This is a genomic window from Tautonia rosea, from assembly GCF_012958305.1.
In the GTDB taxonomy this organism is placed as follows: domain Bacteria; phylum Planctomycetota; class Planctomycetia; order Isosphaerales; family Isosphaeraceae; genus Tautonia; species Tautonia rosea.
Map to the genome: position 1 here is coordinate 38,095 of NZ_JABBYO010000015.1, position 14,974 is coordinate 53,068.

Below are 14,974 nucleotides of genomic sequence, written 5' to 3' on the forward strand. Positions count from 1 at the left end.
TTCCGAGGAAGGCGTTCGAGGGGAGGCATCGCTCCCCGAACGGTTTGCGAGGAATCGAGCAGGGGGGGAAGCGATCAGGACGCCATCGCTTCTTCGGGAATATTCTCGTTGCTGTAGATGTTTTGAACGTCGTCGTTGTCGTCGAGCAGGTCGCGGAGCTTGAGCATCTTCTTGCCGTTCTCGACATCGAGATCGACGGTGGTCTGGGGCAGGTAGCTTGTTTCTGCGCTCTCGGTGGGAATCTCGTGGTCTTCGAGGGCCTTGCGAACGTCATCGAAGGCCTTGGGATCGCTGGTGACGACGTAGTAGTCGCCATCGCGTTTCAGGTCATCGGCACCGGCTTCGAGAACGATCTCCATGAGCCGATCCTCTTCGACCTTCGTGGCCTCGACGAGGAAGAGTCCCTTGTAATCGAACAGATAGCTGACGCAGCCGGTCGAGCCAAGGTTCCCGCCGCAGATGTCGAACGCGCGACGGACCTCTCCAGCCGTGCGGTTCCGGTTGTCGGTCAGGATTTCACAGAGGACGGCCACACCACCAGGGCCATAGCCTTCGTAGACGACCTCTTCGTAGTTTTCGGCTCCGAGCTCGCCGGTGGCCTTCTTGATCGAGCGTTCGATGTTGTCCTTGGGACAGCTGACAGACTTGGCCTTGTCGATTGCGTAACGGAGGCGGAGATTTGTGACCGGATCGGGACCACCGGTGCGGGCGGCTACATAGATGGCTCGGCAGAGCTTGCTGAAGAGCTTGCCTCGCTTCGCATCGACGGCATTTTTTCGGGCTGCAACGTTCGCGGCGTGGGAGTGACCAGCCATCTCGGTATCGGGCTCCAGGATCGGACGAACCACCGGGACAGAGAAACCAGGCATGGAGCCAGGGTGGGATCATCGGCCGATCGCCACAGAGCTCGGGCGGTTCCCTGGACGGGTGGTGGATCGTCAAGGGTTCGGGAGGATGAGGAGGACCACTCAGGGGTTGATCGCGTCGGCGTTGCCATCCGAACGTGGAGGAGGCTCATCGTCGCCGAGGGCCTGAAGCTTTTCCCGGATCGATTCCAGAGTGGGGTCGGGAGGGTCGGCATCTTCTGCCAGTGTCTCGGCTCGTTTCCAGGCATCTCGGGCATCGTTGCGACGATCAAGCACAAAATACACATCGCCTAGGTGGTCGAGATTCACGGCCGAAGGTCTCAGGCGAACTGCCTCTTCGAGGTGAGTGATCGCGTCTTCGGGACGACCCTGTTTGTAGAGAACCCACCCGAGGCTATCGAGATAAGCGCTGTTTGACGGGTCGGCATCAACCGCCTTGCGAATCAACTCCTCGGCGCGGTCCAGGTTGATGCCGCGTTCCGCCCAGAGATAGCCCAGATCGTTATTCAACCAGGGATCATCCGGCTGTTCCTCAAGTAATTCCAGGAGAATCTGCTCACCCTCCTCGAATCGATCAGCGGAGGCGAGAGCGTTGGCCGTCCAGATTTTGGAGAGGCGAATCGCCTCAGGATTGCCGGCGAAGCGATCAGGGATGTCCTTGTACAGAGCCAGGGCTTCCTCGAACCGTTTCAGCCGTTGCAAGGCATATCCCACAAGCTGGATCATCGGCAGGTCGTTCGGCTGGCGTTCCAGGATCTTCCGGCCGCTTTCCAGCGCCTGCTCAATCCGACCCGCGTCGAATTGCAATTCCGCCATCCGGGCGAGGAGCTGGGGCTCGTTCTGCAGTTCGGGGTAGCGCTGGAGAAGTTGCTGGAAGGTATCGACGGCTTCGCCAGGTTCTCCAGCGGCCACCAGCGAATCCGCGAGTTCGAGATGATTTTGGGGAGACGGATCCTGGTCAAGACTCAACCGGTCCAGTACGACGCGCTCCTCAAGACGGTCGGATCGGGAAGCGATTTCCGAAAGGATCTCGATGCTTTCTGGACCGAGCCTGGGGGGATTTTCTTGTAACAGCGCAATTCCGGCTTCGAGAATTTCACCAGCCAGTTCCGGATCGGTCCCGATGAACCGAAGTTGAGTTTCGATCGCCATTCGGCCACCTCGCTGGTTTCGGGCGGTTTCGAAAAGGCGAATCAACTCCTCGAGCTTTCCTTGTTCTCGAAGCGTCTGCGCAAGGGTGGCCAGACCCTGTGGGTCGGGCTGATCGCTGATCAAGGTTCGGTAGAGGCGCCGAGCATCGTCGCGGCGGCCTTCGGCCTCGTAGCGTTCGGCCAAAGCATAGCGAAGGAGAAAATTCGAGGGATCGCCCTCGGATGCCTGCTCAAGCCTCGGGATAATTTCGTCGGTACGATTCAGAACAGTGAGCACCTGAACAAGTACATCGAACGTGACTCGACCTGGAGGACGATCCTTGACAATCGGTTCGAGCAGCTTGAGTGCTTCCTCGGGCCGATTGTCGCGAAGCAATGCTTGAGCCAGGTACAAAGGGGTTTGTTGACTGTCGGGATCGTACACGAGACTGCGACGGAGCGCCACAATGGCCAGGTCGAAGCGGCCGGCGTTGAAGAAGCTTTCTCCGAATCGGCGATAAGCATCGGCCTCGACCTCGCCAAAGACGTCCTGAACCTGGGCGGGGGTCAATCGGGTGGCGTCTCGGGTGTCGAGCAACTGGACGAGCTCGGCGAAAGGCTCGACGGCCTGATCGAATCGCTGGGCATCGGCATAGAGACGCCCGAGCTCGTGCAAGACGACGAGGCGAGCCTGGGAAAAGTCCGAAAGCTCAGGGTTATCGAGCACCGATCGGAGGAGCTGCTCGGCCGCTTCGTCATTGTTCGAGGTCCGGTAATGGCGAACGAGCCGACGAATGGTTTCGGGATCTTCCGGCTCGGCTTCAATTGCGGCGAGCCCGGTCTCCAACCCTTTTTGAATGCGATCTTCGCCACCGAGTCCAAAGTAGAGACGGCTCAGGCGCCTGAGAATCGCGACGGATTCGGGTTCCAGTTCCCTGGCCCGCTCTAACAGCTCGACCGCAGCCGTCCACTCGCGACGAGCTTCCATCGCTCGGCCGGCAGCGTAGAGCCGCAGGGTGTCGAACTGTTCGATATCTTCGGAAGTCCGAGGGGTTTTCGGAATAAAGAGCTCTGGTTGATCAATCAGTGGATGCGATTGCCCGCCACCTTGAACCACACCAGACGACTCTTCACCCGCCTGGATTGCAGGAGGCAAAGAGTAACCCATCAGAAGAAGTACCAGCGCATGGACGCAGTGGAAACCGATCATGATCCTTGGTGATCCTCCACTGATCCCGGTCCCTTGAAGCCACCAACCTCGGAGACCATTGAACCTGGGTCGGATACTGCATCTGGGAGTTCATCACTTCCGAACTCAGACCCTACGGTCTGATTGCCAGATCGAGGTACTTTATCGTAGCACGACCACTCCTGCCCTGCCAAGTCCGCACGCGGCTCTCGACGCACGAGTCACCTCTTTGGAGGGGGCAACGCATGGGTTCATCACGTCCTGTCATCATCGAAAGGCTGGCAATCGGGGAACCTCGAGCTGCGTTTCTTGACGCAAGCTCTCTTTTGGATTGAACATACGTCTTCAAATCTTCGATTGCTCTCCAGGATCACCCGGAATCGCTGTATCGCGGATGGAAGTGAGGCTTCTTCCCCTCAGTTGGCGACTCACTCCGGGATTGATTCGAGAGCCCTTGGCGCACGACGAAACCTAATCGTTCCTTGAGAGGATCTTCCAGCTGAAGATTCTCAGGAACGCAAACTCGCTGGTATGCGGGATAATTTACGCAAGAATCGGGGATTATTTTGGGAGCGGAGAAGGATCGAATTGGCTTCGAAGTGTCTTGGCTTCCATCCAAAGGGATCGGAGTTGTTCTCGGTCTCCTTGTCGAAGGGCGAGTCGAAAGCGGTCGAGCGATCCCTGGAAGTCTTCAAGGGCCGACTGAAGATGTTCGGGGTTCTCAAGAAAGATGGCAACCCAAAGATCGGCATCGGATGCGGCCACCCTGGTCCCGTCTCGGTAAGCTCCTGCCGCCAGCGATAACTGCTCGGCCGGGACGCTCAAAGCGAGCGCTGCGGCAACGATGTGAGGAAGATGACTCGTCCGCGCCAGGGCCTGGTCATGGAGATCAGGGTCGAGCTTGACTGTTCTGCAACCGATCGACGACCAGAATGACTCGGCAAGGCGAAGGAGGTCCGGAGGAGTCCGATTCGTCGGCGTCAAGGCACAGACTCGTCCCTCAAACAAGTCTGCTCGCGACGCGATGGCCCCCCGACGTTCGGATCCTGCAAGAGGATGAGCTCCTACGAACAGGCTGCGTGCCCGATCGTCTCGCTCAACGGCCTCGACGATCCTGCGCTTGGTGCTGCCGGCGTCCGTGATCAAGACCTGTGAACGACTTGCGGTCGCAATGGTTCGAACATCCTCCGCGATCCGGTCGGTTGGGGTGCAGACGACGACAATGTCGGCTTGATCAACGGCTCGTTGAAGCTCGGTTGTTCCCTCGTCGATTGTTCCAAGCCGTTCCGCTTCGTCGAGTCGTTCCCGGTCACGGCCCAGACCGATCACCCGAGTCGCCAGTCCCCGACTTCGCAAGGCGAGCCCGATTGATCCGCCAATCAGGCCAACGCCAACAATCGTCACCGACCCGAACTGTCGCAATCCAACCTCCTCGAACTCAATAACTGACCTGACGTTCACCGAATTCGGGACGATGTGTATTCTGTGGGCAGTCGCTTCATCAACGTTCTACCCTTCGTCCTCAATCCACGCTCATACTAACTGATTGGTTCCCACCGTGAAGCAACTGATCGGGAACGACAAGCCTTCTCAATTTCCGCGAACCGTCCGAACCATTTGACTTGATCGTACCAGGGTCTTGCTGCCGAGCCGATCATTCTCTAGAATTCTGATCCTCGATGGCGCCGTAGCCAAGTGGTAAGGCAGCGGATTGCAAATCCGTTATTCCCCGGTTCGAATCCGGGCGGCGCCTCTCCGACTCAGACCGACCCGAGACGAATAAACCCGTCTCGGGTTTCCTTTTGCGCCGACACCTCCGACGATCCTGGGAAGCAAGCAACGCGACGGGGAACGACCCGAAACGACTCGAAACGTCCCCTGAGTGCTACCCAAAATGCTACCCATTCTGCTACCCACTCTGCTACCAGTCCGGCCCCTGACCTGGCCGAAGTGATCGCCTCGTGGGAGTCGCTGCCCGAGGCCGTGAAGGCTGGCATCCTGGCAATGGTGCGAGCGTCAAAGTGACGAGCCCGAGGGGAGGGGGTGGGTCGAGATTTTGGGGGACCAAAGAATCCAGCACGTCCCCATCGGCACGCGGACAAATCCATCCGATTTTTGGCCCCTTGGCCGATGGATGGGTTCCTGACTGCACACCCAAAAAATGGAATCGAGCGGACACCCAAAAAGGGGACGCGAGTGTCCGGTGCAAGCACCGAACGCGGCCCCCTGGAATCACGCGAAACCGTTCTGGAATCACGCAAAATCGGACGCCGATGTCCGAGAACGACACACAACTTCCGGGGAATCGGTCCCGTGTGATCCCTGAGTGAGCCCAGAAACGGGCCGACGCCTTTCACTGTTTATCAGTGAAAGAACAGTGAAAGCAAGGCCCGCCGTTGCTCTGCAAGCAGTGGGGGGAGCAGTGGACATCGCCCCTGCAAGCAGTAGATCGAGCAGTAGAATCCGGCCTGACCTGACCGCCCGTTCCGTGGTATGCTCTTGAACACGGGTAGGCCCGCCGACTTGCAAGCGGACGGGCCGAACGCCTCGGGGTGACGGACGGATTCCCCTACGCCGTCCGTCGCCTCGGGGTGGCCCGGTTCAACGTAGGGGGACAGGATGACCGGACGTGAAGAACTGCGGGCCTTGTCCGATGCGGCCCTGGGTTTCTGTCATCAGTGGAATCGAGTTTATGACTCGTTCGATCGGGACGGTGTTTCGGGGGCCGTGCTCGCCTGGGAGTATGAGGAACCCCTGGCCGAAACCCTCGGGGCCTTGGTTGACGCCCTGGATGGCCTGCAAGGGATCGACCCGGCCGTCTGGCCCCGCCGGGTTCGCCTGGCCGTTGCCAACATCCGAGACGAGGCCCACGCCGTCGCCGATCGGTGGGGGTGGGGGCCGATCCTGGAAGGCCCCGAGGCCCGCGATGCCTGGATGAAGGCCGGGAAGGCCGCCTGGCATCAGCAAGCCGAGCGGCCCATGCTGGAAGTGGCGATCGCCAGGCAAGAGGCCGCAACGGACATCAGGGAGCTACCCGAATGGATTGACGACCTGGCCGAAACCGGCCGCCGTCTCGGGTGCGAAGCCGCAACGGCCGAAGTGATCGCCGAGCTTGCCGAAACCGGCCGCCGCCTTGGCCATCCCGACGCCCCGGATCTGGTGATCGCCTGGAAGGAAAGCCGTCGCGTATGGGCCAGCACGCCCTACTTCGGTTCCAAGGCCCCTTGGCGCGATGAACCGCAAGACGACCGGGTGGAGCGACAAGTCCGAATCCATCGGGCCGCCGAAGTCATCCAGGCCGCCGTGAAGCCCGAGGCCTCGGAACCTGATTCCCACCTGGGAGCAGGTGATAGAGCAGGTGACGAACCCGCCCGCCTCGGGCCGCCGGTTCCCTGCAAGCAGGCTGGAAGCCCCGCCCTGGCCGTCGCTGCTCCGCCCGACGAGGATGATCTGGAGAACGACCTTCGACGGGATGGGAAGCCTACCCAAGCGGCCCTCGTGGCGTTCATGCGAGGAAGGGACACCGCCGATCTTTCGGACGTTGGCCACGCGGTTCATGGGGACAGTGAAGCGACCGACAAGTGCATCTCTGTGAACATCGGTAGAGTCAATCGCGCTTCGGAAGCGCTTGGCTGCTCTGTGCGATACCGCCTATCGGGTGGTCGGATCTGGAAGGAAACCTGGTAACTGGCCCGCGTTTCCAATAAGTAGACGAGAAGTTTCCCAGACGTTTCCGGGAAGTTTCCACGCTCGCCCATGATTGCCCCCAGACGGAAAACGAACCGTCTGGAGGCCAAACATATGAGCGACACTGAACGCGAATTGATCCCACCGCCCCCGGTGATCCGTGCGAAGTTGGCGCGGAACGTCCGGGAAGCCCGCCGCCTTCGGGCCTTGCTTCGCCTGGCAGAGAAGGCGGAGCAGGATCGTCAATTCTGCGAACGTCTGAATGAGCAAACCGCCCCCCACAAGGCCAACGGCCGGGGGGTGCGATGATGAAACGCCCCGAACTGCCCGAAGCCCTCACGATGCCCGAGGCCGACACGAGGTTCGAGGCCCCCACGAGGCCTCCCGTCGATCGCCTGGCCCTGCGATTGGATGAAGTCGCCGAAGCGATCGGCGTTTCTCGTCGCACGATCGAACGCGAGCGATCGGCCGGACGATTCCCGAAGCCCGATCGGAAGATCGGCAAGGTATCGCTCTGGTCTGTCGAGACGATTCGTGCCTGGATCGAAGGGGGTGGAGCATGAGCAGCCCCCGCGATGGATCGGGGATCGACGGGTTCCGGCCCGTCCCCCTGCCCGAGGCCGCCCGCCTGGCCGGAATCGCCCCGGCGGAGCTGGCATTCCTGGCCGTGAACCTGGAAGGCCTCGGGGATTACTCCCTGACCGTCTTCCTCGGGGCCGATGGCCCGTTGTTCGACCCCTCCGAATGCAAAGGCCTCGGGGTGATCCTGGCCGAAGTCTTGAAGGGGGGTGGAGCATGAGCTGCCCCATCACGCCCCCGGCCGCCTGGATCATCGGCCGCCTCGTCGCTGGCCTGGAAGTGAACGGGGAGCTTGACGCCCTGGGTGGCCCCCTGCGAGGGATCGCCGATCATCTGGCAGGATTGGCCGTCGATACCCGTCAACCGGCCCTGGATGCCTTTCTGGCCGCCCGAGACGATCGGGATGAAGTGCTACGGTCGATCCTGGCCGTCGATCTGAACGGGCCGATGCCCGAGGCGGAGCAGGAGCAGGAGCAGCCCGACGAGGGAACCGACTGGGGGCCGATCCGGTTCGGAACGCTCCCGAGTGTCGAGCCGTTTCCCTTGCACGTCCTGCCCGATCCGGCCCGCGACCTGGCCGAAGCCGCTGCGGAGTCGATCGGATGCCCGGTGGATTTCCCCGCCGTCGCGTGCCTGGCCGTTGCCTCGGGGATCATCGGCCAATCGGCCCGACTGCGGATCAAGGCGGGATACTTCGCATCGGCATCGGTCTATGCGGCCCTCGTGGGGGGGCCGTCGATCGGCAAGTCGCCTGCCCTTCGGGCCGCAACGTCGCCCCTTTGGGCAATCGCCCACGAGCTTCATCAGGAGTGGCAACGCGAGCTTGAAGCCTGGGAGGCGGATGACCCGAAAGAACGAGGCCCGAAGCCCCGGTTACGTCGTCTCGCTTCCAGTGATTGCACGACCGAAGCCCTCGGGCCGATCCTGGCCGACAACCCACGCGGGATGACCGTCCTGCCCGACGAGATGACGAAGTGGGTGTTGTCGATGGATCAATACAAGGGTGGCAAGGGTGGCGATCGTCCGTTCTACCTGTCGGCATGGGCCGGGGAACCGGTTCAAGTCGATCGGCAGAAACACATGGATGGGCCGATCGTCGTTCCTCATCCGTTCCTGACCGTCATCGGTGGGATGACGCCCGACATGCTTTCGACCCTGCCCGAAGGGAAGGGCCGCGATGACGGGTTCTTGGCCCGGCTCTTGTTCGCCTTCCCCGATCCGGTGCCCAGACGCCGCTATTCCGAACGAGGCATTCCCGAGGATGTTGCGACCGACTGGGCAAACCTCATCCGAAGTCTCTGGGCTCGTGAGATGCGATCCGTCAACGGCCGCGATCAAGCCCACGTTGTCGGCATGACGCCCGAGGCCCGCAAGGCATGGGTGGCCCTGATGAATGCCCACCTGGCCGAACACGAGGCCGACGACTTCGATGATGCCCTGGAAGGGTGCTGGGGGAAGCTGGAAGCCTACGCCGGTCGCCTGGCCCTCATCCTTCACCTGACGGACCTGTCGAGCGATCCGACGAGGCCCGCCCCGGCCGATCCGCCCGACCTGCCCGAGGCCGTCATCGACGCCGCCGCCGATCTACTCGTCTACTTCAAGAGCCACGCCCGCCGAACCTACGCCGCGATGGGTGGCAAGGCGGAGCAAGGCGGATCGGATGTCCGGGCGATCGTCCGGTGGGTGCTGCGGAACGATCTGGCCCGATTCTCAACACGAGACATCGACCGGAACATCCCCCGGTTCCACGACAATGACGCCGCCCTGGCCGATGCCCTGGATTGGCTCGTTCGGCACAACATCATCCGGCCCTGCTCCCTGCCCGAGGGGGAGCAGCATCGACGAGGCCGCAAGCCCGGCCCCGCCTTCGACGTGAACCCCGCGATCCATGCTTCCCCACGGTTCCGACACCTTCGACGCTGCTAAGGGACTGCCCGACATACCCGACGAAATTGACGAAATACCCGACCGACCCACCATTCTGTCGTTTTTGTCGGGTATGTCGGGTGATTCCTAGAGTAGGGGAACCCCGCCGATGATCTGGACGATGACCGCAACCGGCCCGCCCCGAGGCCGGATCGACTGGCAGGAGCTTCGGGACCGGATCGACCTGGCCGCCGTCGCCACCGCCTTGATGGGAGAGGCCCCCGGCCGACGAGGCGAACGCGGCCGCCGGTTGTGGTGGCCCTGCCCGTTCCACGATGACCAGAACCCGAGCTTCGCCATCGACCCGAGCAAGCCGTTCTGGAAGTGCTACGGATGCAACGAACGGGGGGACGCTGCGAACCTCGTGATGCTGGTTCGATCGTGTTCCTTCCCCGAGGCCGTGAAGTGGCTGGCCGACTTCGCAGGGGGAGCAATCCCGTATCACTGGAGCAGTGATAGAGCAGTGATACGAAGCAAGCCGAAAGCCCCCCCAAGGCCCCCGAGCGGCCCCGAGGGGATGACCGCCGACGAGGCCGATCGACTCGTGGCCGAAGCCTCTGATCGTCTCTGGAGCCGTTCTGGAGCCGATGCCCTGGATGACCTGCGATCCCGTGGTCTGGATGACGAGGCGATCCGCGCGGCCCGCCTCGGGTTCGATCCCAGCGTTCAGGCCACGACGAGGGACGGACGCCCCTACCGGGCCTCGGGGATCGTGATTCCCTGGGTGGAGCAGAACAGGTTGTCGCTGATCAAGGTTCGCCAGCCCGAGGGACGGAAACCGAAGTACGCCGAAGTCTACAGGCACAATCCCTCCCTGTACGTCGCTGCTCCGATCCTGCCCGGCCGCCCGGTGATCGTGACAGAGGGGGAGCTAGACGCCTTGCTCGTCTCGCAGCAAACCGCCCACCTGACGTGTGGGGTGGTCACCACCGGATCGGCCAGCAACCGGCCCGATCGTGCGACGGTGGCCCGTCTGCTCCCTGCTCCGGTCTGGATCATCGCCACCGATGCCGACGAGGCCGGGGATCGGCTGGCCGATGCCTGGGTGGAGCTGGCCCCCGGCCGATGCCGACGAGCAAGGCCCCCCGGACCTGGGAAGGATTGGACCGACGCCCACGCCGCCGGATCTGGGAGAGTCGCCTACCACCTGGCCCCGCTGGTCATGACTCCGCCCTCGTGGGAGGAACTGGCCGAAGCCGAGTCGATCGACGCCACCGAAACGTGCCTGGATGCCATCGCCAACGGGTTCACCTTCGATGACCCTGATGACCTGGCCGAAGCCGAAGCCCGCTGCCGGGAGAAGGGGGAGCAGCCGTGAAGACGACCGCCTACACCTGCGATCGGTGCGGAGCAGATTGCACGATCGACCCCGGACGCAATCACCTGTCCGTTCTGGCTGGCAACCTGACCCGAGGCCCCCGATCCGAGGGTGTGGACCTCTGCGGGGATTGTTCGTCTCGATTCCTCGATTGGCTGGATGCTCCGCCAGGTGACCCGTTCCATTGCACCAAACCGACTGAAGCCGTATCATCCTGACTTATCACGTCTGTATGCGCCAGCATGCGACAAGCCGATCTGCACAATCGGCTACAAACGTAGGGGGGAATGATCGTGGCCAGCATCTTCAAGCCGAGCGGCCGGAAGAAATACGTCATCCTGTATTTCGACGAGAACGGCCGCCGCCGCAAGGTGATCGGAGCGACGGACAAGACGGTGACGGAACGGATTGCTCGGGATCTGGAGAACCGCGTTCTGCTTCGCAAGGAAGGGGTGATCGACGCCCGCGACGAGGCCCGCCGCGATCACGAGGCCCGGCCCCTCGTCGATCACCTGGCCGACTTCCGCGCCCACCTGACCGCCAAGGGAAACACGAGCAAGCATGCCGATCTGACTTGGCCCCGAGCCGCCCGACTCCTGGCCCTGTCGATGGGTGCGAAGCTGGCCGACATCGAAGCCCCGAATGCGGCGCGGAAGGCCCGAGCGCTGGCCGATGAACGCCTGGCCCGACATCTCGAATCGGCTCGATTGTCGGACATCTCCGCCGATCGGGTTCAAGCCGCCCTGGCTGTCCTGCGAACCGAGGGACGATCAACCGAGACGATCAACGCCCATCTTCGGGCCGCCAAGGGATTCTCCCGATGGCTGTGGAAGGTGGCCCGCCGGATCAGGGATGACGCCCTGGCCCCCCTCTCCCTGATGAGTGCCGAATCGGATCGGCGCCACGAGCGTCGGGCGCTATCCGAGGCCGAAGCCGTCGCCCTGATCCAGGCCGCCGAACGTGGGGGCCTCGTGGGAGGGATGACCGGCCGCGATCGTGCCATGCTCTACCGGGTGGCCCTCGGGACCGGGTTCCGGGCCGGGGAGCTTCGCAGCCTGACCCCGGAAGGGTTCCGACTCGATTCTGACCCGCCTGTGATCGTCTGTGAGGCCGCCTATGCGAAGAACCGCCGCAAGGCGGAGCAGCCCATCACGAACGCTCTGGCCGCGATCCTGCGCCCCTGGATCGCTTCCAGGCCCCCCGGCCGCCCGGTGTTCGATACCATGCCGAAGCTGAAGACGGCCGCCATGCTCCGCGCCGATCTGGCCGAAGCCGGGATCGACTATCGGGACGCCTCGGGACGGGTGGCCGACTTCCATAGCCTGCGAGCAACCTACATCACCGCGATCGTCCGGGGTGGAGCGTCCGTCAAGACCGCGCAAACCCTGGCCCGACACGCCAGCCCCGTCCTGACGATCGGCCGCTACGCCCACGTCGCCATTCACGATCAGACGGCCGCCCTGGACGCCCTCCCTGACCTGACCACGCCCCCGCGCACCGAGGCCGCCCAAGCAACCGGAACCGATGGCCGCCCGGTGGAGACTGCTACCCAGAATGCTACCCACGAGGAAGTGAGCGTCCACAACTCCCATACACTGCAATTAGTTGCGTCAAGCTGTGAACGGATTGCAAATCCGTTATTCCCCGGTTCGAATCCGGGCGGCGCCTCTTTGTGAACACAATGCTATTGGGAGAACCCGAGGTGATGAATTCACCCCAGGTTTATTGTTCTGGTACGGTTAGTAAGGAGGGTTCCTGGGATGGTGGTGATGCTCAACTCCCATAAAGTCTCAGAGTGTCGCCTTGACGGAATCAGGCCAGGTGCCGTTCGATTTCAGGGAGTAGGCGGGCAAAGTCGAGATGTTCCGGGCAGGCGGCCTGGGCGGCAGCGAGGTCGGCGTCGGACCAGTCTCGGGCTTCCGAGGAGAGACGGGCATACTGGCGACGAGCTTCGAAGCGGTCTCCAAGGTGCCGTGAATAGGTGAGGAAGCGGGTCAAATCGCCCAGAGCAGCCCGGGTGCCGGCGGCAAGAGAGCATCGGCCGTCACAGTTCGCGCAGAGCGTCGGACCATGAGCAAGGGTCGCGTCTCGCAAGCGGTTGATGTCGGCGGTTTCGAGCGGTTCGAAGCGGTGGGCCGCATCCACATTTTCGCGGATTTGCTCCGTATTGCGCATTGAGCAACAAATACTGCTGATGCGTTCATCACTCCAGATCGCGTGCAGGAGTCCCTGGAAGGGCGTGAGGTTTCGCTCTTTGAGGACGGGAACACGCTGAACGACATCATCAAGGATGTTGCCTTGCGGCGCATCGCCGTAGAGTTGACCGGCAATCTGCTTCATCGAGATCAGGCCGATTCCTTTCTCCCAGCAAGCGTCGAGGGCTCGGTTTAACGGAGTATCCTGATCGAGCCAGGGACGGTACTGCAACATAATTGCATCGACGAGTCCGGCCTTGGCGGCAGCCTGCAGGATCTGAGGACGGTCCTTGTGGTGGGTGGAGAAGCCAACGAATCGGGCTTTCCCGGACTTACGGATCGTCTCGGCGGTTTCCTTGAATTCCTGACTGGAAACCATGTTGATGGCGTCATCGAGCGAGTGATCATCTCCCAGGCCGTGGATAAAAAAGAGATCGATGAAGTCGGTCCCAAGCGCCTCAAGTCGACGGTCAAGCTGGTCAATCAGATCCTTCGGAGAACGGGGCGTATCCTTGGTAACGAGGAAGATCTCCTTGCGCACTTCCGGAGCTTGTTCGAACCAGCGTTTTAAGTTTCCTTCGGTTCCATATACCCGAGCTGTGTCGAACATGCGAATACCACTGGCGAAGGCGAAACGAAGAAGACGATCGTAGCTGGGACCTCGGATTGCTCCCTGGTCGAGGATGGTAACCTCGACCCCTGTATTCCCAAGCTTACGTCGAGGAATTGCTGCCTCTGCAGGGGCTGCCACCTCTTGAGATCGTGTTCCCGAGGTGGAGCCCACCACTGCGGCAGATGCCAGGGCACCCGCCTGGAGGAAGGTCCGACGGTCGGTGGAGTGAGTGAGGTCCTGTTCCATCGAACAATAATCCCTGTACTTGGAATGGGGATGGGAGTCAAAGTCAACGGTGAAAATGGCAAGGCATTGATCAGGAGGATCGGTGCTCCAGGGGAATCACCCGGCGTTCTTCCGGACCGATGTACGTGCTCAAGGGGCGTACAATCCGATTCCCCGAGAGCTGTTCCATGACGTGGGCGCACCACCCGGTGACACGGGCCATCGCAAAAATGGGTGTAAACATTGGAATGTCAAAACCGAGCAAAGCGTAGGTCGGACCGGCAGGGAAATCAAGGTTCGCGGGGATTCCTTTCTCGTCGTGAACGGTCTGTTCGACAATGTGGGAGATCGCGATCCATCGTGAATCGCCCGTGGCCTCCGCGACTCGGTCGCGGTAGATCTTCATGGTGGGGACCCGGGAGTCGCCAAGGCGGTAGACTCGATGGCCAAACCCCATGATTTTGCGACGTTCGGCAAGGGCCTTGAGGACCCAGTCTCGAGCCCGATCCGGGGTTCCAATCTCGGCGAGCATCTCCATCACCGCTTCATTGGCTCCACCGTGTAAGGGGCCCTTCAGCGATCCGATTGCTGCGGTGATCGCGGATCCGAGATCGGACAGCGAGGAGGCAACCACTCGGGCCGTAAAGCTTGACGCGTTGAAGCCGTGCTCGGCATAAAGCGTCAAGGAGGCGTCGAGTGCCTTGACAAGGTCCGGATGGGGAACCTGTTCGAAGCACATCAAGAAGAAATTCTCGGCTGCGGACAGATCTGATTGGGGTGGAATCGGGTTCTTGCCCTGACGAATGCGGTAATCGGCCGCAACGATTGTGGGAAGCTTCGCATAAAAGAGAATCGATTTTCGGAGTAACCCCGGGGGATCCTCCGCGCCCGAGAATGGTTCCGTCATGCTCAAGAAACTCACTGCGGTTCGCAGCGAGTCCATCGGATGATGACCTGCTGGGGCCGATCGCAAGACTGCGAGTGTTCCCTCGTCAATCGCTCGATGATGACGTTCGAACTCGGTAAAGACTTTGATCGCTGTTGTGTCAGGAAGCTCACCGTGCAGCAGCAGGTAAGCAACTTCCTCGAAACGACAGTGCTCGGCAAGATCCGCGACGGGATAACCCCGATAGAGCAAGGTTTGTCGTTCGGGAATCACCTCCGAGATCGCCGTTTCGTCAAAGATAACTCCCTCAAGTCCCTTCTTCGCCCGGAACGTGTCACCGTTCATAAATGCTCCAAAAAG

Annotated in this window: 12 protein-coding genes and 1 tRNA gene; 8 read left to right on the forward strand and 5 right to left on the reverse strand. The window is 61.7% G+C overall.

Annotated elements, in window-relative coordinates:
• Window positions 1-74: 74 nt before the first annotated feature.
• The 3 genes from HG800_RS21760 to HG800_RS21770 all read right to left on the reverse strand — a co-directional run bounded on the left by HG800_RS21760 (window position 75) and on the right by HG800_RS21770 (window position 4,607).
• Window positions 75-815, reverse strand: a complete 741-nt coding sequence (locus tag HG800_RS21760; RefSeq protein WP_169979469.1) for a YebC/PmpR family DNA-binding transcriptional regulator — start codon at window positions 813-815, stop codon at window positions 75-77.
• A 153-nt stretch (window positions 816-968) separates the two neighbouring features.
• Window positions 969-3,206, reverse strand: a complete 2,238-nt coding sequence (locus tag HG800_RS21765) for a tetratricopeptide repeat protein (protein ID WP_169979471.1) — start codon at window positions 3,204-3,206, stop codon at window positions 969-971.
• A gap of 540 nt (window positions 3,207-3,746) precedes the next feature.
• Entirely contained in the window at window positions 3,747-4,607 is an 861-nt protein-coding gene (locus HG800_RS21770; protein ID WP_206352390.1) for a prephenate dehydrogenase, read from the reverse strand.
• Window positions 4,608-4,866: 259 nt separating this feature from the next.
• On the opposite strand from HG800_RS21770, the gene HG800_RS21775 reads away from it, so the two are divergent.
• The 8 genes from HG800_RS21775 (at window position 4,867) to HG800_RS28290 (ending at window position 12,371) form a co-directional block, all read left to right on the forward strand.
• Window positions 4,867-4,938 (forward strand) — tRNA-Cys (locus tag HG800_RS21775).
• Window positions 4,939-5,804: 866 nt separating this feature from the next.
• Entirely contained in the window at window positions 5,805-6,872 is a 1,068-nt protein-coding gene (locus HG800_RS21780) for a hypothetical protein (RefSeq protein WP_169979473.1), read from the forward strand.
• Between the two features lie 114 nt (window positions 6,873-6,986).
• The gene (locus HG800_RS21785; protein ID WP_169979475.1) at window positions 6,987-7,181 is read left to right on the forward strand and encodes a hypothetical protein; all 195 of its coding nucleotides are present in this window, start codon (window positions 6,987-6,989) and stop codon (window positions 7,179-7,181) included.
• Entirely contained in the window at window positions 7,178-7,435 is a 258-nt protein-coding gene (locus tag HG800_RS21790; protein WP_169979476.1) for a helix-turn-helix transcriptional regulator, read from the forward strand. Before HG800_RS21785 ends, HG800_RS21790 begins: the two co-directional genes overlap by 4 nt.
• Entirely contained in the window at window positions 7,432-7,671 is a 240-nt protein-coding gene (locus HG800_RS21795; RefSeq protein WP_169979478.1) for a hypothetical protein, read from the forward strand. Before HG800_RS21790 ends, HG800_RS21795 begins: the two co-directional genes overlap by 4 nt.
• Window positions 7,668-9,377, forward strand: a complete 1,710-nt coding sequence (locus tag HG800_RS21800) for a DUF3987 domain-containing protein (RefSeq protein WP_169979481.1) — start codon at window positions 7,668-7,670, stop codon at window positions 9,375-9,377. The genes HG800_RS21795 and HG800_RS21800 overlap by 4 nt, the downstream gene beginning before the upstream one ends.
• Before the next feature lie 109 nt (window positions 9,378-9,486).
• Window positions 9,487-10,695: a CHC2 zinc finger domain-containing protein gene (locus HG800_RS21805; protein WP_169979483.1), complete on the forward strand. Its 1,209-nt coding sequence runs from the start codon at window positions 9,487-9,489 to the stop codon at window positions 10,693-10,695.
• Between the two features lie 293 nt (window positions 10,696-10,988).
• Window positions 10,989-12,371, forward strand: a complete 1,383-nt coding sequence (locus HG800_RS28290; RefSeq protein ID WP_169979485.1) for a tyrosine-type recombinase/integrase — start codon at window positions 10,989-10,991, stop codon at window positions 12,369-12,371.
• A gap of 136 nt (window positions 12,372-12,507) precedes the next feature.
• Here the strand turns inward: HG800_RS28290 and HG800_RS21815 are convergent, their stop codons facing one another.
• Both HG800_RS21815 and HG800_RS21820 read right to left on the reverse strand, forming a co-directional pair.
• On the reverse strand, window positions 12,508-13,749 hold the full coding sequence (locus HG800_RS21815; protein WP_169979487.1) for an aldo/keto reductase: 1,242 nt from the start codon (window positions 13,747-13,749) through the stop codon (window positions 12,508-12,510).
• 70 nt (window positions 13,750-13,819) lie between these two features.
• The gene (locus HG800_RS21820; RefSeq protein WP_169979489.1) at window positions 13,820-14,959 is read right to left on the reverse strand and encodes a bifunctional 2-methylcitrate synthase/citrate synthase; all 1,140 of its coding nucleotides are present in this window, start codon (window positions 14,957-14,959) and stop codon (window positions 13,820-13,822) included.
• Window positions 14,960-14,974: the final 15 nt, after the last annotated feature.

Coding starts and splice junctions, on each gene's coding strand:
- HG800_RS21795 (WP_169979478.1), top strand. CDS start 7,432: ATGAGCAGCCCCCGCGATGGATCGGGGATCGACGGGTTCCGGCCCGTC.
- HG800_RS21820 (WP_169979489.1), bottom strand. CDS start 14,959: ATGAACGGTGACACGTTCCGGGCGAAGAAGGGACTTGAGGGAGTTATC.
- HG800_RS21815 (WP_169979487.1), bottom strand. CDS start 13,749: ATGGAACAGGACCTCACTCACTCCACCGACCGTCGGACCTTCCTCCAG.
- HG800_RS21790 (WP_169979476.1), top strand. CDS start 7,178: ATGATGAAACGCCCCGAACTGCCCGAAGCCCTCACGATGCCCGAGGCC.
- HG800_RS21760 (WP_169979469.1), bottom strand. CDS start 815: ATGGCTGGTCACTCCCACGCCGCGAACGTTGCAGCCCGAAAAAATGCC.
- HG800_RS21765 (WP_169979471.1), bottom strand. CDS start 3,206: ATGATCGGTTTCCACTGCGTCCATGCGCTGGTACTTCTTCTGATGGGT.
- HG800_RS21785 (WP_169979475.1), top strand. CDS start 6,987: ATGAGCGACACTGAACGCGAATTGATCCCACCGCCCCCGGTGATCCGT.
- HG800_RS21780 (WP_169979473.1), top strand. CDS start 5,805: ATGACCGGACGTGAAGAACTGCGGGCCTTGTCCGATGCGGCCCTGGGT.
- HG800_RS21805 (WP_169979483.1), top strand. CDS start 9,487: ATGATCTGGACGATGACCGCAACCGGCCCGCCCCGAGGCCGGATCGAC.
- HG800_RS21800 (WP_169979481.1), top strand. CDS start 7,668: ATGAGCTGCCCCATCACGCCCCCGGCCGCCTGGATCATCGGCCGCCTC.